This window comes from Micromonospora echinofusca (assembly GCF_017614955.1).
Taxonomy (GTDB): Bacteria; Actinomycetota; Actinomycetes; order Mycobacteriales; family Micromonosporaceae; genus Micromonospora; species Micromonospora echinofusca_A.
The window spans coordinates 1-22,899 of record NZ_WVUH01000084.1 but is presented as its reverse complement, the minus strand read 5'-3'; the positions used below and the strand labels follow the sequence as shown (position 1 = coordinate 22,899).

General features: G+C 73.2%; 13 protein-coding genes. 7 read left to right on the top strand and 6 right to left on the bottom strand.

The genetic code is table 11. The annotated features are described in order from the left end of the window. From GSF22_RS12400 to GSF22_RS12385, 4 genes are all read right to left on the bottom strand, one after another. Positions 1 to 1,816: non-ribosomal peptide synthetase (locus GSF22_RS12400; RefSeq protein ID WP_208813691.1), on the bottom strand; the 1,816-nt coding region annotated here is incomplete at its 3' end. Then, positions 1,813 to 4,146, bottom strand: a complete 2,334-nt coding sequence (locus GSF22_RS12395) for a lantibiotic dehydratase (protein ID WP_208813690.1) — start codon at positions 4,144 to 4,146, stop codon at positions 1,813 to 1,815. The genes GSF22_RS12395 and GSF22_RS12400, both read right to left, overlap by 4 nt. Then, entirely contained in the window at positions 4,143 to 7,259 is a 3,117-nt protein-coding gene (locus GSF22_RS12390; RefSeq protein ID WP_208813689.1) for a thioesterase domain-containing protein, read from the bottom strand. The genes GSF22_RS12395 and GSF22_RS12390 overlap by 4 nt, the downstream gene beginning before the upstream one ends. Then, positions 7,256 to 10,828, bottom strand: coding sequence for an AMP-binding protein (locus tag GSF22_RS12385; protein WP_208813688.1), 3,573 nt, complete (start codon positions 10,826 to 10,828; stop codon positions 7,256 to 7,258). The genes GSF22_RS12390 and GSF22_RS12385 overlap by 4 nt, the downstream gene beginning before the upstream one ends. A gap of 647 nt (positions 10,829 to 11,475) precedes the next feature. On the opposite strand from GSF22_RS12385, the gene GSF22_RS12380 reads away from it, so the two are divergent. Beyond that, on the top strand, positions 11,476 to 11,808 hold the full coding sequence (locus GSF22_RS12380) for a TcmI family type II polyketide cyclase (protein WP_208813687.1): 333 nt from the start codon (positions 11,476 to 11,478) through the stop codon (positions 11,806 to 11,808). A gap of 50 nt (positions 11,809 to 11,858) precedes the next feature. After that, positions 11,859 to 13,157 (top strand): FAD-dependent oxidoreductase, encoded by a 1,299-nt coding sequence (locus GSF22_RS12375; protein ID WP_244367236.1) that lies wholly within the window; start codon positions 11,859 to 11,861, stop codon positions 13,155 to 13,157. A 46-nt stretch (positions 13,158 to 13,203) separates the two neighbouring features. Here the strand turns inward: GSF22_RS12375 and GSF22_RS12370 are convergent, their stop codons facing one another. Further along, positions 13,204 to 14,931 (bottom strand): M28 family peptidase, encoded by a 1,728-nt coding sequence (locus GSF22_RS12370; protein ID WP_208813685.1) that lies wholly within the window; start codon positions 14,929 to 14,931, stop codon positions 13,204 to 13,206. A 247-nt stretch (positions 14,932 to 15,178) separates the two neighbouring features. Between GSF22_RS12370 and GSF22_RS12365 the strand changes: the two genes are divergently transcribed. From GSF22_RS12365 to GSF22_RS12345, 5 genes are all read left to right on the top strand, one after another. Next, positions 15,179 to 16,108, top strand: a complete 930-nt coding sequence (locus tag GSF22_RS12365; protein ID WP_208813684.1) for a carbohydrate ABC transporter permease — start codon at positions 15,179 to 15,181, stop codon at positions 16,106 to 16,108. Next, a complete protein-coding gene (locus GSF22_RS12360; protein ID WP_208813683.1) occupies positions 16,105 to 16,935 on the top strand; it encodes a carbohydrate ABC transporter permease in 831 nt (276 codons plus the stop codon). Before GSF22_RS12365 ends, GSF22_RS12360 begins: the two co-directional genes overlap by 4 nt. Before the next feature lie 17 nt (positions 16,936 to 16,952). Beyond that, entirely contained in the window at positions 16,953 to 18,353 is a 1,401-nt protein-coding gene (locus GSF22_RS12355; protein WP_208813682.1) for an ABC transporter substrate-binding protein, read from the top strand. A 111-nt stretch (positions 18,354 to 18,464) separates the two neighbouring features. Then, positions 18,465 to 19,376 (top strand): ABC transporter ATP-binding protein, encoded by a 912-nt coding sequence (locus GSF22_RS12350; protein ID WP_208813681.1) that lies wholly within the window; start codon positions 18,465 to 18,467, stop codon positions 19,374 to 19,376. Then, a complete protein-coding gene (locus tag GSF22_RS12345; protein WP_208813680.1) occupies positions 19,366 to 21,018 on the top strand; it encodes an ABC transporter permease in 1,653 nt (550 codons plus the stop codon). Before GSF22_RS12350 ends, GSF22_RS12345 begins: the two co-directional genes overlap by 11 nt. 71 nt (positions 21,019 to 21,089) lie before the next feature. Here GSF22_RS12345 and GSF22_RS12340 read toward each other — a convergent pair. After that, positions 21,090 to 22,899: beta-galactosidase (locus GSF22_RS12340; RefSeq protein WP_208813679.1), on the bottom strand; the 1,810-nt coding region annotated here is incomplete at its 5' end.

Sequence of the window (22,899 nt, the reverse complement as noted above, 5' to 3'; positions counted from 1 at the left end):
GGTTGCCGGTGGTCAGCTCCCGGCCGGGCAGCGGCGCCGCCTTCGCCACCCGCTCGGTGAGCCCGGCCAGGGTCCGGCCGGTGAACAGGTCCTCCGCCTCGACCTGCCGGTCCAGTTCGTCGCGCAGGCCGGCGACCAGCCGCATCGCGGCGATGGAGTTGCCGCCGACGGCGAAGAAGTCGGTGTCCCGGGACGGCGTGACGCCGAGGGCCCGCTGCCAGACGGCGGCGACCGCGCGCAGCAGCCGGTCGTCGCCGAGGTCGTCGGTGACCGGGGCGGCCGGGGCGGTCCGGGCCGCCAGGTCCCGCAGCGCCGGCCGGTCGATCTTCGCGTTGAGCGGGCTGACCGGCAGTTCGGCCAGGCGCAGGACCCGGGCCGGCTGCATCGCCCCGGTCAGCCGGGCCGAGGTGTACTCCCGCAGCTCGGTGTCGTCGGGGGCGTCGGCCGGGGTGAGGAAGGCGACCAGTTCCGGGCCGGCCGGACCGGTCACCACCTCCACCACCGCCTGCCGCACCCCGGGGTGCCCGGCGAGGACCGCCTCGATCTCGCCCAGCTCGATGCGCTGGCCCCGGATCTTCACCTGCCGGTCGGTGCGGCCCAGGTAGACCAGCCGCCCGTCGGGCTGCTGGCGGACCAGGTCACCGGTGCGGTACAGCCGCTCCCCGGGTACCCCGGAGAACGGGTCGGGCACGAACCGGTCGGCGGTCAACCCGGGCCGGTCGAGGTACCCGGTGGCCAGACCCGGCCCGCCGACCAGCAGTTCACCGGTCTCGCCGGGGGCGACCGGACGCAACGCGGCGTCCACCACGTGCACCCGGTGGTTGGGTACCGGCAGTCCGATCGGCACCGGGTCGGCCTCCGCGCCGGTCAGCTCGCCGCTGACCGCCGCCACGGTCGCCTCGGTCGGCCCGTACGCATTGACGAACCGCCGGCCCGGCGCCCAGCGCGCGGCCAGCTCGGCGGGGACCGCCTCCCCGCCGCAGAGCACGGTCCGCCAGGTCGGCAGCACCGCCGGGTCGAGCAGGGCGAGCATGGTGGGGCTGCTGAACCCCCAGTCGACGGCGTGTTCGGCGATGAACCGGTGCAACCGGACCGGGTCGGCCCGGTCCTCGGCGGGTACCAGCTGCACCGCACCGCCGGCCAGCAGCGGCACGAACAGGTCGATGACGGCGGCGTCGAAGGCGAGCGAGGCGATGGCCACCGCCCGGGTACCCGGGCCCATCCCGGTCGTCGCGGCGCACCCGGTGGCGTACTCGACGACGTTGCGGTGGGTGACCAGCACGCCCTTGGGGCGGCCGGTGGAGCCGGAGGTGTAGAGCACGTAGGCGGTGTTGCCGGGGGCGGCCGGGCCACCACCGACCACCGGGATGCCGGCCGCCGGCCCGGTCAGCGGCAACGCCACCACCCGGAGCTGCGGCTCGTCGGCGAACTCGGTCGCGGCGGCGTCACCGACCACGATGGACACCTGTGCGTCGGCGACGATCTCCCGCAGCCGCTCGCGCGGACCACCCGGGTCCAGCGGCACGTACGCGCCACCGGCGAGCAGCACCCCGAACACCGCCACGACCAGGTCCGGCCGGCGGGAGGCGCAGATCCCCACCCGGGTCTCCGGCACCACGCCGTACCCGCGCAGCACGGCGGCCAGCGCGGTGGCCCGGTCGACCAGCTCCCGGTAGGTCAGCTCACGGTCCCACTGCCGCACGGCCACCGCGTCCGGGGTACGGGCGGCCTGCGCCACGATCAGCTCGGCCAGGGTGGCGTCCGGATACGGCAGCGCCACGCCGGGCACGGTGGTGCTGGCGGGGGTGTCGGTCACGAGAGGTCTCCGCTGGTCGGGTAGGTGGCTTCATCGGTGATCTGCAACCGCAGCTCGCTGACGTACCCGCGCCCGGCGGCGTCCGGCAGCCATGCCTCGGTGGTGTCCGGCAGCAGCTCGGTGACCACCACGCCGACGTCACCGCCGTGTCGGGCGGCGTTGCGCAGCATGGTGCAGAGCGCCTGCGCGTACAGCGGACCGGTCAGGTCCACGTAGCAGGGTTTGGTCTCGGTGCCGACCTTGACGAACATCCGCTCCGGCAGGCCGAGCCGGTCCCGCCAGCGGCGCACCGCGAGGTAGCGGTCCCGGTCACCGGTCACCTCGGTCAGGCCGGTCTCGCCCACCGTGGTCCGCCAGCTCCGCCGGGACACCACCAGCCGGTCGATGGTGATCCGGGGCGTGTGCGCGGCCGGCGCCATCAGCTTGAAACTGTCCAGCAGCAGGGCCCCGAGCAGGTTCGCGAAGACCTCCACCAGCGGCCAGCGGGCCCCGTCGGGCAGGACCGCGACCAGCTTCCCGTCGACCTTCTCCACCCGCACCGCGGTGGCCGGTACCAGCCGGTCCAGTTCGGCGCCCCGGGCGGTGTCGATGCCGAGCTGCCGGTCCGCCGGGCCGGTCAGGCCGTGCCCGGTACGGGTGGTCTGCCGGGGGAAGCCCTCCGGGTAGAGCACCCGGATCCGGGCCGGGCCCAGGTCGGCGTCCAGGTCGGCGCGCAGCCGGGCCGGGTCCGGGTGGAACCGGGAGAAGACCGCGCAGTCGAACGGGATGTACGCCGGGTGCAGCTCACCGAGGACCAGCAGGAACTCGCCTCGGTTGATCGCCTCGACGTCGGTGGCGCAGATCTGGATGTCCGGGCTGTGCATCCGGGCCGACGGCCAGCCGGGGTGCGCGGCGTCGAACAGGGCCGCCGCCCGGTCGGCCAGGTCGGCGCTGTCCAGCCGCAGCTCCGCCTGCCCCGGGTCGAGGGTGTCCAGGCCGAACAGCTTCGACCAGCGGGCGGTGAACTCGGCGGCCACCGTCGACGTGGGACCGGAGGCTTCGAAGAGCAGCCCCTGCGCCAGCGACCATATGTCCGCCAGCGGCAGCGGGCCGTCGGCGGCCAGTTCGTCGTACAGGTCGGTGAGGACCCGCTCGCAGACCGCCCCGAACTCGGCGGTCAGCCAGCGGGCCGCCCGCAGCACGACGGCCAACGGCGCGGCGAGCGCGTCGAGCACCGCCGAGCCGACCACCAGGTCGACGTCCCGGGTGGTCTCCTCGTAGACCAGGGTCCGGCCGGCGTACATCTGGCCACCCCGGCGGCTGGCCTCGGCACCGGTGACGGCGGTGAACTCGGCGTCCAACGCGTCCAGCGCGACCCGCAGCGCGTCCGGGTCCCCGGCTGCCGCGGCCACCGCGTCCCGCCGGGCGCAGAGCCGGTCCAGGCTCTCCTGCACCTTGGCGCGGTCGGTCGGGTCACCGATGGCGGCCACCCGCTCCCGCAGCACCGCCTCGGCGTCCGGGTTGTTCGGCAGGGCCGCGTCCCAGGTCAGCAGCTCCCGCTCGACCAGCCGGTCGAGCAGCAGAAAACCGTCGGCGTCCGAGCGGACCCCGAACTCCGGCTCGGCGCGCAGCTGCCCGACCAGGTCGGCGGCGCTGGTCCGTCCGTCGCAGCGGGCCAGCAGCCAGGCGTCCACCGGGGTCAGCTCGACCGGCGCCCGCAGCGGGCGGTGCAGCCGCCGGCCCGCCACGGTCAGGTGCGGCGGCCGGACCGGCGCCCACCAGCGGCGGACCGCCAGGTCCGCGCCGAGTGCCTCGGCGTACGCCATCAGCGCCCACGCCTCGAAGAAGACCCGCCGGAGCCGGACCAGTCCCGGCCCGGGGCGGACCTCGGTCCGCGTCGACGACTCGGCCACGGTGGCCCAGCAGACCGGCCCGAAGTAGCCGATGGTCTCGCTCTTGCCGCAGTACCGCTGCCAGTACTGGACCAGGGACTTCTCCCGGTCCCGGCGGCGCCAGCCCCGGCTGGGGCTGCCGGCGGTGGCCAGCAGTCCGTCCAGGGCGACCAGCGCGGACCGGTTCTGCCAGGTGACCGCCTCGCGCAGCAGCGGGTCGGCGGCGACGGCGTTGGCCGCGCGGGTGCCGTCGGCGAGCGCCGCCTCCAGCGCCTTGTCGAAGGCGTCGGTCAGCTCGCGGTCGCCCCGGGGACCGGCGGCCAGCAGGGCGTCCGCGGCGACGGCCGCGTCGGGCGCGGCGAACAGGTCCAGCCCGGCGACGGGGAAACCGGCGGTACGCAGCCCGGCGTCACGCCACACCGACCAGCCGGTGTCGCCGAGGGGGAAGCGGTGGTTCACCTCGCGCTCCTGTCGTCGTCGGCGTCGAAGATGTGCAGGCGCAGCTCACTGAAGTAGCGTCGGCCGGCGGCGTCGGGTACCCACGCCGCGTCCGGGGTGGGCAGCATCTCGCTGAGCACCAGCGACACGTCGTCGCCGGCCTCCTTGCGGGCGGCCCGGACCATCGCGCAGAGCAGCGAGGCGTAGAACGGGCTGCTCAGGTCGGCGAAGCAGGGCTTGGTCTCGGTGCCGATCTTGTAGTAGACCCGCTCCGGCAGGCCGAGTTCCCGCCGCCAGCGGCGGACCGCCAGGAACCGGTCCCGTTCGGCGGTGACGTCCGCCAGGCCGCTCGCACCGACCGTGGTACGCCAGGTCTGCCGGGCGACGACCAGCTCGTCCAGGGTGATCCGGGGCGTGTACGGCGCCGCCGCGACCAGCTTGAACCCGTCCACGGCGTGCGCGGAGAGCAGACCGGCGAACATCTCGGTCAACGTCCACCGGGCACCGTCGCGGGCGGTGGCGACCAGCTCACCGTCGACCTCGGAGACGGTGAGGTCGACCGTCGGCAGCACCCGGTCCGGGTCGGCGCCCGGCGCCGGCAGGAAGGCGAGCTGCCGGTCGGTCGGACCGACCAGGCTCTCCGCCACCCGACTGGTCCGGCGTGGCCAGTCGTTCGGGAACAGCAGCCGGATCCGCTGGCCGCCGAGGTCCTCGGCGAGCGCGGTGCGCAGCTGCTCCGGGTCCGGGTGCGACGGGGTGAACACCTCGCAGTCGAACGACGGCCAGGCGGCGTGCAGTTCACCCAGCACCACGGTGAACTCACCCCGGGCCAGCGCGTCCGCATCCGTGGCGCAGATCTGCAGGTCGGGGCTGTGCAGCCGGCCACCGGTCCAGTCCGGTCGACCGGCCGGGAAGACCTGCGCGACCCGCGCGGCGAGGTCGGCGACGGAGACCCGGATCTCGGTGGTACCGGCCGGGGCGTCGTCGAGACCGAACACGCCCGCCCAGCGCCGGGCGAACTCGGCGGCGACCGCGTCCACCGGGCGTTCGCCGGTGCCCCAGAACATGCCCTGGGTGAGGTACCACAGGTCGGCGAAGGAGACCGGCTCGTCGCCCGCCTCGGCGGCCAGCTCCTCGTAGAGCTGGCGGAACACCGCGCCGTACGCGTCCCGCAGCGCGGTGACCATCCAGCGGGCGGCCTGGAGCAGCAGCCCCATCGGGGCGGCGATCCGGTCGAACAGGGCCGCCCCGAACACCGCGTCGAGGTCCCGGCTGGTGTCCTCGTAGACCAGGGTCCGGCCGGCGTACATCTGGCCACCCCGGCGACGCGGCGACTGGCCGGTCAGCTCGGTGAACACCCCGTCCAGGTCGGCGAGCGCCACCCGCAGCCGGTCCGGGTCACCGGCCGCGTCGGCGACCGCGTCCCGGGCGGCACACAGCCGGTCGAAGCCGGCCCGGGCGGCGGTCCGGGTCGCCTCGTCACCGATGGCGTCGATCCGGGTGCCGAGTACCCGCTCGGCGTCCGGGCTGACCGGCAGTCCGGCTTCCCAGCTGACCAGTTCCCGCTCGACGAGCCGGTCGAGCATCGCGTACCCGTCCTCCGGCCGGCGCAGGCCGATCGCCGGGTCGGCGACCACCTCGGTCGCGGGACGGCGCCCGTCGCAGCGGGCGACCAGCGCGGCCTCCACCGGGGAGAGCTGCACCGGTGGCCGGCCGGGGCGCAGGACGGTCCGGTCGACCAGGCTCAGGTGGGCGCAGAGCATCGGCGGCCACCACTGCCGGACGGCCAGCTCGGCACCGATCGTGTCGGCGTACGCGGCCAGCGCCCACGACTCGAAGACGACCCAGCGGCGCCGGGTCAGTGCGGGGCCCGGGGTCACCACGGCGGCCCGGGGTTCGGCCGGGTCGATACGCACCCAGCAGGAGGGGCCGAAGAACCCGACGGTCTCGTTCTTGCCGCAGTACCGCTGCCAGTACTTCAGCAGCGACTTCTCCCGGTCCCGGCGGCGGACGTTGCGGGGCGCGTCGGGCCCGGCGGCGACCAGGCCGTCCAGGGCGGGCAGCGCATTGGTGTTCTGCCAGGTGACCGCCTCCCGCACCAGCGGGTCGCCGGCCAGTGCGGTCAGCCGGGCACCGCCGGCCCGCAGCGCCTCGGCGAACTCCTTGTCGAACAGGTCCGCCCCGCTGCCGGTGGCGACGACGTGGTCGGCTGCGGCGGCGGCCTCCGGCGCGGCGAGTTCGGTCAGCCCGTCGGCGGGGAAACCGGTGCTGCGCAGGATCGCGTCACGCCACACCGACCAGCCGGTGTCACCGAGCGGGACGCGGTGGGTACCGGCGTTCGCCGGCACCGCTTCGCCGCTCGCGGCGGAGCCGGTGGTGGTGCCGCCGGTGGTGGTGCCGCCGGTGAGCGCGCCACGCAGGTCGGCGGTGATCAACGCGGCCAGTCGGGGCAGCGCGTCGTGCAGGAAGAAGTGCCCGCCGGCCAGCTCGTGCAGGGTGAACCCGGCGGCGCTGTGCTGCGCCCAGGCGGCGCTCTGCTCCCGGCTGACCGCCCGGTCCCCGGTACCGGAGAAGGCCACGATCGGCACCGGCAGCGGCTCCCCGGGCAGGTAGGTGTAGTCGTCGACCCGGCCGAAGTCGGCCCGCAGCAGGGGCAGCAGCAGCTCCACCAGCTCCGGGTGGTCGAGCATCCCGGCGGGCAGGCCACCGCCGTCGGAGAGCCGGCGTAGCAGCTCGTCGTCGTCCACCTGGGACAGCCCGTCGAACAGGCTGGACGCGGTGACGTGCGGGGCGCGGGCGCCGCCCACGTAGAGCCGTACCGGCAGTTCGGCGCCGCGTCGACGCAGCTCCCGCACCACCTCGAAGCCGACCCGGCCACCCATCGAGTGGCCGTAGATGGCGTACGGCCGGTCGGCCCGCCCGCTGATCGCGGTCGCCACGTCGGCCACCGTGAACCGGGGGTCCTCGGCGATCCGGTTCTCCCGGCCGGGCAACTGCACGGCCAGTACCTCGACCCCGGCGCCGAACTCGGCCTGCCAGGTGCGGAAGGCGCTGGCCCCGGCCCCGGCGTAGGGCAGGCAGAACAACTGGACCGGAGCCGTGGGGCGGACTCCGGCGGAGACGAACCAGTTCACCGCTGGCCCTCCTTGGGTGGCGGATCGATCCAGTACCGGTCGCGCTGGAAGGGATAGGTGGGCAACGGGACACGGCGCCCGGTGTCGCCCTGGTACAGCTCCTCGCCGTCGACGTCCTCGCCGTCGACCCAGCCACCGGCGAGGGCGAGCAGCTCGGCGGGACCGCCGGCCAGGTCGTCGCCAGTGTCGAGCAGCTGGTCGAGGGCGGCGACGGCCTCGACGAGGGTGCGGGCGGCGACGGCCGCCCGGCAGCCGAAGGCGCGCCGGCCGACGGCGAGGGTGTAGGCGACGTCGGCCAGTGCCGGCGCCTCGGTGACCAGATGCTGACGCAGCCGGGTGATCACCGCGCGCAGGGCCTGCGGGGTACGCGCCGACAGCAGCAGCAGGTGGGCCACCGCGCCGTCCGGGTCGGCCGGCCCGGCCGGGGGCGCCTGCTCGACGACCACGTGCGCGTTGGTGCCGCCGAGGCCGAAGGAGCTGACCCCGGCGACCCGCCGGGCGGTGTCCGGCCACTGGGCCGGCTTCGTCGGGACGTGGAACGGGCCACCGTCCAGCTCGACCTCGGGGTGCGGGCGGGTGAAGTGCAGGTTCGGCGGGATCACCCCGTGCCGGACGGCGAGCACCGCCTTGATCAGCCCGGCCACCCCGGCACCGGCGTCCAGGTGCCCGATGTTGGTCTTGATCGAGCCGAGCGCGCACCGGCCGGCCGGCGCGACGCCCCGGTAGACCTCGTTGAGCGCGGAGACCTCGATGGCGTCGCCCAGTGGCGTGCCGCTGCCGTGCGCCTCGACCAGGCCGACCTCGCCCGGCGCTACCTCGGCGGCGGCGAGCGCCCCGGCGATCGCGGCGACCTGGCCGGCCGGACCGGGTACCGCGTACCCGGCCCGCTCGGCACCGTCGTTGGTGACCGCCCAGCCCGGCAGAATGGCGTACACGTGGTCGTGGTCGGCGAGCGCGTCGGCGAGGCGGCGCAGCACCACCACGCCGGCGCCGGAACTGAACCCGCTGCCGGCGGCGGCCTCGTCGAAGGCCCGGCAGCGACCGTCCGGTGAGGCGAGTCCGCCCGGCGTGTGCCGGTAGCGGGGCCAGGTGACGCTGACCCCGCCGGCGAGGGCGATGTCGCACTGGTAGTCGGCCAGGCTCTGGGCGGCGAGGCTCACCGCCACCAGGGAACTGGAGCAGGCGCTCTGGGTGGCCACGGCCGGTCCGGTCAGGCCCAGCCGGTACGCCACCTGGCCGGGCAGGTGGTCGGTGAACTGCCGGCCGACCAGCCGGGCCTCCCAGTCGTCCGGGTCGGGGGTGCCGACGACGGCCGGGTTGTCCATCAGGTGGAACAGGAAGTAGCGGTTGGCCGAGGTCGCCGAGAAGACCCCGACCAGCCCGGGGAACGTCTCCGGGTCGTGTCCGGCGTCCTCCATCGCCTCCCAGGCGGTCTCCAGGAAGATCCGGTGCTGCGGGTCGGTACGCGCCGCCTCGTCGGCGCCGAAGCCGAAGAACTCGGCGTCGAAGTCGGCGACACCGGGCAGCAGCCCGCCGGCCTTCACGTGCCGGGGGTCGGCGCGCAGGCCGGGGCCGATGCCGAGGTCGGCCAGTTCGGCGTCGGTGTAGTCGTGGATGGCGTCGACCCCGGCGCAGAGGTTCCACCACAGGGTGGCCACGTCGGGGGCGCCCGGGAACCGGCCGGCCAGGCCCACCACGGCGATCTCGTCGCCGGTGTACTCCCGGGTGGTGCCGACCGGCAGTGGGCCGCCGGTGGCCGGGCCGGTGGTGGTGGCCGGTGCGGTGCCGCCCTCGGGGGTACCGGCGGTGTCCAGGTAGGCGGCCTGGGCGGCGATGGTCGGGTGGGCGAAGAGCCGGGTCATCGGCACCGGCACGCCGAACCGCCCGGCCAGCCGCTGCTGGACCTCGCCGAGCAGCAGGGAGTGCCCACCCAGGTCGAAGAAGCTGTCGCTGCGGCCGATGGGGTCGACCCGGAGCACGGCGGCCCAGATGTCGTGCACGGCCCGCTCGGTGGCGGTACGCGGGAGGTCGGCGGGGGCGACCGGGCGCGGCGGGTCCGGCAGCGCCCGCTCGTCGATCTTGCCGGTGACGGTGAGCGGGAACTCGTCCAGCACCAGCACCGCGCGGGGCAGCGCGTGGTCCGGCAGCCGGGCGGCCAGGACGGCCCGCAACCGGGCCGGGTCGGGCCGACCCGGGCCCGTCCCCGCCGGCTCCGGCCGGACCGGGCCCGTACCACCGGCCGACGTCGGGGCCGGGTCCGTGCCGCCGGCCGGCGTCGGCCGGACGTAGGCGAGCAGTTCGCCGTCGCGGGCGACGGCCCGGGCGGCGACGATCCCGGGCTCGGCGCTCAGCACCGACTCGATCTCGGTCAGTTCCACCCGGAAACCCCGGATCTTCACCTGCCGGTCGAGTCGGCCGAGGCAGCGCAGCAGGCCGTCGTCGTCGACCGCGCCCAGGTCACCGGTGCGGTACGTGGGCACCCCGTCGGGGTCGACGCCGAACCGGTCGCTGGTCTGGTTGAGGTAGCCGGGGGCGAGGTGGTGGCTGCGGACCACCAGTTCACCGGTGTCGGGCAGCGTGCTCACCTGGTACCCGGGCAGGGCCACGCCGATCGGCAACGGTCCGCTCCGGTCGGCGTCGAGGTCCGCACCCCGGATCCGGTACTGCGCGGCGAAGGTGACCTCGGTGGCGCCGTAGCCGTTGACGAACAGGCAGTCGGCGGCGAAGTGTGCCCGACCCCGTCGTACGTCGTCGTAGGTGGACTGTTCCCCGCCGAGCAGGACCACCCGGACGTCCGGCAACCGGTCGGCGCCGAGGGTGCCGAGCAGGTACCGGTAGACGGTGGGGGTGGAGTGGTAGACGGTGACCCGGTGCCGGGCGAGTTCCCGGGCCGCGTACGGCAGGCCGTGCCGACGCAGCTCCACCGGGACGACCGTGGCGCCGGTGAGCAGGGCCGGGTAGAGGTCGGGGATGGCGGCGTCGAACCCGAACGAGGCGAGCAGGCTGAGCCGGTCGGCGGGGGTGAGCGCCAGGGTGTCGATCTGGTTCTGCACGGCGTGCAGCAGGTTGCGGTGGGTCTGTCCGACCGCCTTGGGCGTTCCGGTGGAGCCGGAGGTGAACAGCACGTACGCCAGGTCGTCCCCGGCGACCACGACCGGGGACAGCGGGCCGGGCACGACCCGGTCGGTGCCGACCACCCGGCCGGTCGGGCCGACGAGGTCCACGGCCAGACCGGTGTGGGCGGGATCGGCGAGCACCGTGGCGGCACCGGAACCGGCGCACATCAGTCTCAGCCGTTCGATCGGGAAGCCCGGGTCCAACGGGACGTACACCCCACCGACGGCCAGGGTGCCGAGGATCGCCGCGATGGTCGGCGTGCCGTGCGGGGTCAGCAGGGCGACGCGGTCCCCCGGTCGGACACCGGCCCCGACGAGTGCCCGGGCGTACCCGCCGGCCATGTCGGACAGATCGGCATAGGTCAGCGACCGGTCGGATTCGAGAATCGCTGGACGCGCGGCGTGACGGTGCGCCGCTTCGACGAAGCGGTCGAGAACTGTAGCGTTTGTCATTTCAGCGCGGAATTACCGCCCGGACAAGGGCAGACGAGCACAGTCTGATGCCCGCAACCATGATCCCCCCCAGGATTTCTACAGTGGAGACAGCATAGGGCTCGATCGCCGCATGGAAAGATCGAGGGGCGTGTTTCAGCCGAAAGAACTATCGAACATGGCCTGTTTGACCGAAGAATCTAGTCCGTTCGGCGATAGGCGCCGAATACTCCACGGCGCAACCAGGACTCCGCCCAACAGTCTGACACGCCGTCGTCACGTACTGCAACGTTGCCGATCAGGGCAGCGGACCGGCGGGTGCGAGTTACTTCGGACCAATGCCCGGTTATCTGGAACGTCGACCATTCCCATCCGTTTTTCCGCATCCCGACGGACTGCCCGAAACCGACGTCGAGCCGATCCGACCGTCCGTTAATGCATTATGGACGGTCGTCGCGGCGGCGGACTCCCCCGTACCGGCATTCCTGACCGGACCGGTCGGGAACGCCCCGGCGTCCGGTCCGGCACCGGCCGCGTCACCGCCCCGCGTGCCCCGGGCCCCGTGCCGGTGACGTCCGGTTGACGCTGCCGGTCGCACCGTGGGGCGCGGGCGGACGGACCCCGCACCCGCGCCACGCGGGCCACCAGCACGATGGGGGAGAGACCGGATGAATCGACTGCTGATCGTCGGGAAGGTGCTGCCGGGCGCGGACGGTGAACTGGCGGAGATCTTCGCCGAGGCCGACGGAACCGAGCTGCCCGTCATCACCGGTGTCCGGCACCGGTCCCTCTACCGGCTCGGCGACCTCTACCTGCATCTGATGGAGACCGACGCCGACCCGACCATGACCGCCAGGGAGCAGGAGCACCCCGCGTTCCGTCGGGTCTTCCAGCGGCTGTCCGGCTGCACCGAACCGTACCTGCCGACCGCACGCAGCCCCCGCGACGCCATGGCCGCCTGCATCTACCACTGGGACATGCCCGGCGTGGTGCGCCGGTGACCAGCCGACATCCGCTCCGGGTCATCGTCATCGGCGCCGGGACGGGCGGAATGTGCCTGGCCCACGGGTTGCGCCGGTCCGGGATCGCCGTCACCGTCTACGAGCGCCACCGCACCCGCACCGACGGGCTGCTCGGTTACCGGATCGGCATCGGACCGATCGGCAGCCGGGCCCTCCGGGACTGCCTGCCCCCGGAGTTGTTCGACACCTTCGTCGTCACCTGCGCCCGCACCCCGCGTTACTTCAACGTCCTCACCGAGAAGCTGCGCGACACCGCCTCGTTCACCCTGCACGCGGACGCCGCCGCGACCGACACCGACCAGTCGGTGTCCCGGATGACCCTGCGGCAGGTGCTGCTCACCGGCATGGACGACGTGGTGCGGTTCGACAAGACCTTCACCCACTACGAACAGCACGACGACGGCAGGGTCACCGCCTACTTCGCCGACGGTACCCGGGACACGGCCGACCTGCTGGTCGGCGCGGACGGCACCCACTCGGCGGTCCGACGGCAGTACCTGCCGCACGCCCGGGTCCACCCGGCCGGCACCATCAACATCGCCACCAAGACCCCGCTCACCGGACGCGTCCGGGCCCTGCTGCCGGAACACGTCCTGAAGGGCATCTCGCTGATCTTCGGCAGTGGCGGCGTGATGGGCGTGCTGCACGTCATGGAGTTCAAATGGGACCGCAACGGTGCCGTCAAGGCCGGGGTCGATCCCCGGGACGCCGACCTGCTCGCCCGGTGGTCGGGGCTGCGCCACGACGACACCCGCGACTACGTCGCCCTGGTCGTCTGGACCGCCGGTCACCGCTTCCCGGCCGACATCATGCAACGACGCGGCGAGGACCTGGTCAAGGTGGCCCTCGGCCTGACCCCGAACTGGCATCCCCACCTGCGGGAACTGCTCGCCAGCAGCGACCGGGGCAGCGCGATGCCGGTGAAGGTGTCCACCTCGGAGCCGGTGGCGCCGTGGAAGAGCAGCACCGTCACCCTGCTGGGCGACGCCATCCACACGATGACCCCGGGCCGCGGGATCGGGGCGAACACCGCGCTCCGCGACGCGGCCCTGCTGCGCCGGCAGCTCGTCGCCGCCGCCGCCGGGGAAAAGTCCCTGCTGGAGGCGGTCGCGGACTACGAGGCGAAGATGATCCCGTACGGCTTCGCCCGGGTCGCCGACTCGCTGCGCAACAGCGGCACCGACGGCGACGACCCGCTCTACCGACCCGTGGTGGGGCGGCTCGCCCTGCTGGCCGCCCGGGGGTACTTCACCGTCACCAGCCGGGTACCGCCGCTGCGCCGCAAGTTCGTCGAGGGCATCTACGCCTACCGGGGCGCCGAGGAGTGACGCCGGGGGCGGGTGGGCGCCACGGCACCCACCCGCCCCCGGGTCGTCAGCTTGCCTGGAGGGTCACGTCGTCGATGACGAAGCTCGTCTGCAACGAGGAGTCCTCCACGCCGGTGAACTTCAGCGTCACCGTCTGCCCCGCGTACGCGGCCAGGTTGAACGTCCGCAGCGTGTACCCGGCGGCCTTGTTCAGGTTCGAGTACGTCGCCAGCGTGGTGGTGCCCACCTGGACGGTCAGCCGGTCGTACGCGATGGACGTGGTGGTCTCGGCGGTGTCGATGTGCAGGTAGAACGCCAGCGTGTACGACGCACAACCCGCCGGGATGGTCACCGACTGCGACAGCGTCTCGGTGAGGCTGTAGCCGGCCCCGTTCAGCCACGCCTTGTACGAACCGGTCCGCGCGGGCTGGCTGGCCGAGTTGGTGATCACGCCGGTCGAGGCGGTCCACGGCGTGGTGCCGTTCTCGAAGCTGCTGTTGCCGATGAGCTGTCCACCGGTGCAGCCGCCGCTACCGGTCACCGTCACGCTGTACGTGGCGGTCCGGGTCGCCGACCCGGTGCCGGTCACCGTGATGGTGTAGGTACCGGCCGGCGCCGACGACGACGCGGCCACGGTCATCGTGGACGAGCCGCCGGAGGTGACCGAGGAGGGGCTGAACGACACGGTCACCCCGGCCGGCGCACCCGAGGCGGACAGCGCCACGGTCTGCGCCGAGCCGCTGGTGGTCGCGGTGGACACCGTGGCCGTGGTGGAGGCGCCCGGCGCGACGCTGCCCGAGGTCGGGCTCACCGACACGGAGAAGTCGTTGGTCGGGGTGCCCGAGCCGACCGCGAGCTGCCAGATCGCGTACGCGATGCCGTCCGCGGAGCGGTTCAGGTGGGTGGTGCTGATGTTGCTGCTCGTGTCGCAGGAACGGTGGTAGCAGGGGTCGTACGAGGCGCCGGAGGTGCCACCCCACTTGGCGGCCTGGGTCGAGGTCTTGCGCGCGCTGGCGCCGGCCGCGTACCCGGAGGTCTGGATGCTGTACCGGGCGAACGAGTAGTCGTCGGAGCGGCCCTGGCCCTCCACGTTCTCCTCGGGCTGGAGGTTCAGCGAGTCCCAGTACTCCTTCAACGGCGCGGCGGTGGCCGAAGTGATCCGGTTGATGAAGTACCCGCCGTTGGTGGAGCCCACCATGTCGAAGTTGTAGTACCCCTTGATGTAGCCGCGCTGGGTGGTGGTCAGCGACCGGACGTAGAAGTCCGACCCGTTGAGCCCCTGCTCCTCGTCGGTCCACCAGGCGAAGCGGACCCGCTTGGTCATCGTCGGGTTCTGCTGGGCCAGGACCAGCGCGTTCTCCAGCAGGGCCGCCGAGCCGGAGCCGTTGTCGTTGATCCCGGGTCCGGCCGAGACGCCGTCGAGGTGCGCACCGAACATGACGACCTGGTCGGCCGGGCCGCCGGGCCACTCGGCGATCAGGTTGTTCGACGGGTACGTGCAGTCCGAGCAGTACTGCTCGGTGACGGTGTAACCGGCCGACTGGAGCCGGGACTTCACGTAGGCCACCGAGGCGGTGTAGCCCGCCGAGCCGGCCCGCCGGTTGCCGCCGTTCTGGGTGGCGATGGTCTGGAACTGGGTCAGGTGCGCCTGGACGTTGGTGATGGAGATGTCCGGCGCGGCCAGGGCCGCCGGGGCGGCGGGCGGCACCGCGGGTACCGGCTGGGCGACGAACACCGCGGTCGCCCCGGCGAGGAGGGCGACGGCGGTGCCCAGGTTCAGCGTTCTGCGTCTCATGGAGACTCCTAGGTGGAAGCGGCGGTCCCTGCACCCGGGCAGGACCCGCGGTCGCCACGGGCGGCTTCCACGGCAACCCCGGCGGGCTGCGCTGTCCATGTCCAGGTGACCGGAACAATGACATGCATCTATCTGGACGTCAACGGTCGTTCAGCCGACCAGGAAACCGCAGGTGAAGGTTGCTGCCAGATGACGCGCCGGTGTCCGGAGCATTTCTTCAATCGACCATCGTTGGTAGGGTGCCCCGGTGTCTCCCCCTCTGGTCGTGGAACGGTCACCCAGCGGAGCAACCACCACCTCCGGCCCCCGGCGCGAACGCGCGCTGTCCTGGTTGCTGCTGCTGCCCTCGGTGGCGGTCTTCGCGCTGTTCATCTTCTGGCCGCTCGGCCGGACCCTCTACCTGTCCACCCACGGCAACGACATCTTCGGCGCGCCCGGCGCGTACGTCGGCCTCGACCACTACGCCGACATGTTCTCCGCCTCCTTCGCCGGGATCCTCGCCACCACGGCACTGTTCACCCTGATCAGCGTCCTGCCTGCGGTGCTCGGGGCACTGCTGGTGGTGCTCCTGCTGGAGTCCCGGATCCGGGGCGTACGGGTGCTGCGGACCGCCTTCGCCCTGCCCTTCGCGTTCAGCGTGGCGACCGCGTCGGTGGTCTTCGCGGTCATCTACAACCCGGCCATCGGGATCGCCAACGGGCTGCTCGGCGCGGTCGGCGTCGACCGGGTCGACTGGCTCACCGACCCGTCCATCGCGCTGCCCGCGGTCGGCGCGGCCACCGTCTGGATGAACCTTGGCTACAACGTACTGGTCCTCTCCGCCGGGGTGGCGGCCATCCCGCAGGAGGTGGTGGAGGCGGCCCGGCTCGACGGTGCCACCGGCTGGCGACTCGCCACCGGGATCACCATCCCGCTGCTCTCCCCGCAACTGTTCTTCCTCGTGGTGGTCTCCACCATCCACGCACTCCAGAGCTTCGGTCAGATCCACATCCTGACCAAGGGCGGCCCGGACGACGCGACCAGCACGCTGGTCTACTCGATCTACGAACGGGCCTTCGCGTACGGCTCCTCGGACTTCGGCGCGGCCAGCGCCCAGGCCGTCGTCCTGCTGCTGATCATGCTGGCCTGCACGGCGGTGCAGTTCGGCATCCTGGAACGGCGGGTGCACTACCGGTGAAGAAGCTGCGACCCGGCCGGATCGCCGTCTACGTGGTCCTCACCCTGGCCCTGATCCCGGTCCTGTTCCCGGTCTACTACGCGTTCGCCGGCGCGGTGATGGGCCCCGGCGACCTGGCCAGCTACCCGCCGGCCCTGGTACCGAGCGGACTGCACTGGCGCAACGTCACCGACGTGTTCAGCACCGTCCCGCTGGGCCGGTTCTACCTGAACTCGGCGGTACAGGCCGGGGTGATCACCCTCGCCCAGGTGGTGACCAGCATCCTCGCCGCGTACGCCTTCGCGTTCCTGCGGATGCCCGCCCGGGCGGCCACCTTCGCCCTCTTCCTGGCCACCCTGATGGTGCCCTGGGAGACCATCATCATCCCCAACTACCTGGCCATTTCCGACTGGGGACTGACCCGGGGCGGGCTCACCTACCTCGGGCTGGTGCTGCCGTTCCTCGCCTCGGCGTTCGGCACCTTCCTGCTGCGCCAGGCCTTCCTCCAGTTCCCCACCGAGCTGCGCGACGCGGCCGTGATCGACGGGTGCGGGCACTGGCGGCTGCTGTGGCGGATCGTCGTCCCGCTGTCCAAGCCCTCCATCGCCGCGGTCGGGGTGTACGTCTTCCTCTCCGCCTGGAACCAGTACTTCTGGCCGCTGATCCTGATCCGGGACACCGAGTACCAGACCCTCCAGATCGGCATCTCGCAGCTCAACGACGCCGAGGCGGCCCAGCCCGGGCTGATCCTGGCCGGTGTCGCGCTCTCCCTCCTGCCCACCCTGGCCGTGGTGATCTTCGGCCAGCGGTACATCGTCCGTGGACTCACCGCGGGCGCACTGCGTTGAACCCCTAAGGAGTGGCAATGGCACATTCGCCGTTACGCCGGACGGGTCGGGCGGTCCTCGCCCTGCTCACCGCCACCGCGCTGATCAGCGGGTGCGGCTCCGGCCCGGACGACGGTGGTTCGTCCGACGCGCTGGACGCCCCCGGCGCCGAGGCGCTCGGCGACGGTCGGACCACGGTGGAGTTCTGGCACGCCATGAAGGGCGCCAACGCCGCCGCGGTCGACAAGCTCGTCGCCGACTTCAACGCCGCCAACGGTGGCAAGGTCGAGGTCAAGGCGGTCTACCAGGGCAACTACGACGAGACCATCGCCAAGTACAAGGCGTCGGTCCAGCAGAAGAACACCCCCGCCCTGATCCAGGTCTACGACATCGGCACCCGGTTCATGGTCGACTCCAAGCAGGTCGTCCCGATGCACCGGTTCGTCGAGAAGGACGGCTTCCCGCTCGCCGACATCGAACCCAACATCGCCAGCTACTACTCCATCGACGGCAAGCTCTGGTCGATGCCGTTCAACACCTCCACCCCGCTGCTCTACCTCAACAAGGAGGCGTTCACGTCCGCCGGGCTGGACCCGACGAAGCCGCCGAAGACCCTCACCGAGATCGGTGAACTGGCGAAGAAGCTCACCGTCAAGGACGCCTCCGGCAAGACCACCCGGTACGGCTTCGGCGCCGCGATCTACGGCTGGCTGCTGGAGCAGCTGCTCGCCACCGACGGCAAGGAGTACTGCGACAACGGCAACGGCCGGCAGCAGCTGGCCAGCAAGGTGCAGTTCGACCAGCCGGCCGCCGTGCAGGTCGCCCAGTGGTGGGCCGACCTGGTGAAGAACGGGTACGCCACGAACACCGGCCGCAAGACCGACGACGCCCAGGCGGCGTTCAAGGCCGGCACCGTCGCCATGCACCTGGAGTCGACCAGCGTGCTGCGCGGCTACGTCGACGCGGCGGCCGGGAAGTTCACCGTGCTCACCGCCCCGTACCCGAAGATCAGCGACGCCTCCACCGGCGGGCCGATCATCGGCGGCGCGTCCCTGTGGATCAACGGGGTCGGGCACAGCGCGGCCGAGAAGCGGGCCGCCTGGGAGTTCGTCAAGTTCGCCGCCGGGGCCACCCCGCAGGCCCAGTGGCACACCGGCACCGGCTACGTACCGATCAACGTCAAGGCCATGGAGCAGATCGACAAGGCGTGGACGGAGAAGTACCCGCAGTTCCGTACCGCCGTGGACCAGCTGCACGCACTGCCGCCGTCGGTCGCCTCCGCCGGTTGCCTGCTCGGGGTCATGCCGCAGGCCCGCAAGGCCTCCGAGGATGGCCTGGAGGCCGCCATCGTCGGCGCCAAGCCCGCCGACCAGGCCATGAAGGAGGCCGCAACCGGCGTCACGGCCGCCATCGACAGCTACAACAAGTCCGTGCGCTGACCGCGTCCGGCACCGGCACCGGCACCGGCACCGGCACCGGCGGGACCATCGCGGCCGGGGGAAGGTCCAACGACCCTCCCCCGGGCGCGGTGGCAGCGCCACGCTGAGGGTATGCCGGCCATCGAAGTGGACGACCTGACCCGCAGCTACGGCGCCCTGAAGGCGGTGGCCGGGATCAGTTTCCAGGTCGCCGAGGGGGAGGTTTTCGCACTCCTCGGCCCGAACGGCGCCGGCAAGACCACCACCGTGGAGATCCTGGAGGGCTACCGGCACCGCGACGGCGGGCAGGTCCGGGTACTCGGCTTCGACCCGGCCACCGGTGGCCGGGCGTACCGGGAACGGATCGGCATCGTGCTCCAGTCCGCCGGCTTCGAGGAGGCCTTCACCGTCGCCGAACTCGTCCGGCTCCAGGCGTCGTTCTACCCCCGGCGACACGACCCGGACGAGCTGGTCACCCTGGTCGGGCTCGCCGACAAGCGCAACGCCCGGGTCAAGGCCCTCTCCGGCGGCCAGCGACGCCGCCTCGACCTGGCCCTCGGCCTGGTCGGCGCACCGGACCTGCTCTTCCTCGACGAGCCGACGACCGGCTTCGACCCGGCGGCCCGGCACCGGGCCTGGGACCTGATCGCCCGGCTGCGCCACCTGGGCACCACGATCCTGCTGACCACGCACTACATCGAGGAGGCCGAACGGCTCGCCGACCGGGTCGCGGTACTCCGCGCCGGGCACCTCGTCGCCGTCGGCAGCCCGCAGGAACTCCAGGACGGCTGCCGCCTGCCCGGTGTGGTCACCTTCCGGCTGCCCGCCGGCACCACCGGCGCGGACCTGCCCGACCTGGCCGGCACGGTCACCCTCGACGGCGGCACCGTCCGGGTCGAGACCCACACGGCGGTACCGGACGTCGGACGGCTCACCGGCTGGGCCCGGCAGCGCGCCGTGGACCTGCCCGGACTCACCCTGACCCAACCCACCCTGGAGGACGTCTACCTCACCCTGACCGGGGAGGTCGACGATGTCCACTGACCTGCGTCCCGCCGTGGCATCGACGGCAGCCGCCGGTACCGGTCAGGTGGTGTGGCGGCTGACCGGCCACGCCCTGCGCGGCATGCTGCGTACCCCGATGTCGCTGTTCTTCGCGCTGGTCTTCCCGCTGACCTTCCTGGTGCTCGTCGCCGCGATCGTCGGCGACCAGCCGACCCCGGCCGGGGTCCCGGTGGCCCAGTTCCTGGTCGCCCCGTTCGCGGTGTTCGGGGTCGCCGAGGCGGTCTTCTGCGTCCTGGCGATCGACATCGCCGTGCTCCGCGAGGACGGGGTGCTGCTGCGGATGCGCGGCACCCCGGTCCCGGCCCGGACCGTGCTGACCGCGCGGATCGGCGCGGCGGTGGTCGTGGCGGTCCTGGCCGTGGCCCTGCTCAGCACGGTGGGGGTCGCCGCCTACGGCGTCGACATCGTCTGGCGCAAGACCCCGGCCCTGCTGCTCACCCTGGTCACCGGCGCGGCCTGCTTCGCCGCGCTGGGGCTCGCCGTCGCCTCGGCCACCCGCACCGTCCTCGCCGCGCAGACCCTCACCCAGGGGCTGCTCGTCCCGTTGGCCTTCGTCTCCGACGTCTTCCTCGTCGGCGCGCAGTTGCCCACCTGGCTGGACGTCACCGGCTCGGTGCTGCCGTTGAAGCACTTCGCCCGCGCGCTGGCCGAGACCTACGACCCGCAGGGCGGGTACGGATTCTCCCCCGGTCACCTCGCCGTCCTCGCCGGCTGGGCGGTCGTCGGCGGGCTCGTCGCCCGCTGGCGGTTCGGCTGGGCGCCCCGCGGCGCGTCCGGCGGCACCACCGGGCCCACTGTCGTCGAGGCCGACCCGGTGGCCGGTCGGCGGCACCTCGGCGCACCACGCCCGGCAGGACGCCCGTCGGGGGCGGCACTGCTGACCGGCCAACTCGGGTACGCCCTGTCCGGGCTGCGCCACGACCCACTGTCGATCTTCTTCGCGGTGGTGTTCCCGGTCCTGCTGCTGGTGCTCTTTCCGGCCGTCTTCGGGGGCAACGGGCCGGACGGACTGCCCCTGCCCCAGTACCTGCTGCCCGGCCTGATCGCCTACGCACTGGCGGTCACCGGCTACGTCAACCTGCCCGAGAGCGTGGCGTACGCCCGGGACCAGGGCATCCTCCAACGGTTGCGGGGTACGCCCCTGCCGCTGGGCTGGTACCTCGCTGGCCGGATCGGCGCGGCGCTGCTGGTCTCGCTGCTCACCACGGTCCTGCTGGTCGTCGTCGCGGTGGCGTTCCTGGACGTACGCCTGGACCCCGGCCGGCTGCCGGCGGTGCTGGTCGCGGTCCTGCTCGGGGTGGCCTGCTTCGCGGCGCTCGGTCTGGCGGTGGCGTCGCTGCTGCCCTCGGCCCGCTCGTTGACCGCGGTCACCCTGGGTACGCTGCTACCGCTCAGCTTCGTCTCGGACGTCTTCCCGGTGGGCGGCGACGCGCCGCTGCCCGGTTGGCTCGCCACGACCGGTGACCTGTTCCCGCTGGGTCATCTCAGCGCGGCGCTGCTCACCGCGACCCGTCCGGCGGTGGCGGGTGCCGGCTTCGCCTGGGCTCACCTGGCCGTGGTCGCCGGGTGGACCGTCGCCGCTCTGCTGGTGGCGCTCCGGCGCCCGCCGGGGCGGGACTGAGCCGGCGCCCGCCGGTGGTTGACGAAGCCGGCGCCCGCCGGTGGTTGACGAAGCCGGCGCCCGCTGGTGGATCACCGGCCGGTGGGGTGTTCCCGGAGCACCGCCACCCCACCGGGAGCCAGGGTGACCGCCCCGCCGACCAGCGCCCCGGTCAGCAGGTCCACCCCGGCGGCCGGTACCCGCTGCGGCCGATCGGTGTGGTTGAGCAGGAACAGCCAGCTCGTGTCGGCGGACCGCCGCCGGACCGCCTCCACCCCGGGCGGTGCCCCCGGACAGGTCGGTACCGCCCCGGCGGCGTGCGCCACGTCGGTGAGCAGCCGGCGGTGGCTGGCGTCGTCCAGCCGGGTCGAGACGTACCAGGCGACCCCGGTACCGAACCGGTGCCGGGTGACGGCGGGCCGGCCGGTCAGCACCCCGGTGGCGTACGCGGTGACCTGCTCCGCGCCGGTCAGGTGCACCGTCTCGCTCCAGAACCGTCCGGTACCGCCGGTGGACAGCGGTACCTCGTCACCGTCGGCGAGCGGGTGGAACTCCTCGACCCGGACGCCGAGCACGTCCCGGAACGCGCCCGGGTACCCGCCGAGCCGGATCCGGCCGTACCCGTCGGCGATGCCGCTGAGGTAGCTGACCAGCAGGTGACCGCCGCCGTGCACCCACTCGCGGACCCACCGGGCGGTGTCGTCGGAGGTCAGGTAGAGCGCGGGGAGCACGAGCAGGGCGTACCCGTCCAGCGGGTCACCGGGCAGCACCACGTCGCAGCCGAACCCGGCCCGCCACAGGGACCGGTGTACCGCCGACACCTCCTCGTGGTGGTCGAGCCGGTCGTCCGGGAGGCCGGGCTGTTGCAGCGCCCATCCGCAGGCGGCGTCCCAGCCGACGGCGACCGGGGCCTGCACCGTCCCGGCGGACACCTCGGTCAGCCGGTCCAGGGCGGTACCCAGTTCGACGGTCTCCCGGAACACCCGGCTGTCCGGGCCGGCGTGCGGCACCAGCGCGGAGTGGAAGAGTTCGGCACCGCCGCGCGGGGCCCGCCACTGGAAGAACATCGCGCCCCGGGAGCCCCGGGCGACGTGGGCCAGGCTGTGCCGGGCCATCCGTCCCGGTTCCTTGGTGTGCATCCGTCCCGGGGTGTAGATCAGGTTCGGCGCGCTCTCCATCAGCAGCCAGGAGCCGTCGGCGGCGGGGCCGGCGGCCGACGGCCCGGCCGGCACGGCGGTAGGTCGCGTCCGGGCCCGGAGCCGGGCGCCGTGCCGGGCCCAGCCCCGGGCCAGGTCGGCGGCGAGCGCGGTCTGTTCCTCGGCCTGCGGGCCGGCCGCCGACGGGTAGTGGTCGACGGCGACCAGGTCCACCTCGGCGGCCCACCGGGCGTGGTCGACCGGTACCCAGTTGCCGAGCACGTAGTTGGTGGTCACCGGGACGTGCGGGGTCGCCGTGCGGAGCAGGTCCCGCTGCTCGGTGTACGCGCCGAGCAGTTCGTCGGACCAGAAGCGCCGGAAGTCCAGCAACTGGGCCGGGTTCGGCAGGTACTGGGTGGCGCGGGGGGTGCCGATCTGCGCCCAGTCGGAGTAGTGCTGGCTCCAGAAGCTCGTCGTCCAGGCGTCGTTGAGCGTGTCGAGGTCCCCGTAGCGGGTCCGTAGCCACCGCCGGAACGACCCGGTGGCGTGTGGGCAATGGCAGGTGGTGCCGTACTCGTTGTGCACGTGCCAGAGCGCGAGCGCCGGGTGGTCCCGGTAGCGGTCGGCGAGGACGGCGGTGATCCGGCGGGCGGCGTCGCGGTAGGCGGGCGCGCTGGCGCAGTAGGTGTCCCGGCTGCCGTGGTGCAGCCGGACCCCGTCGGCGGTGACCGGGAGCGCGTCGGGGTGGGCCAGCGAGAACCAGGGT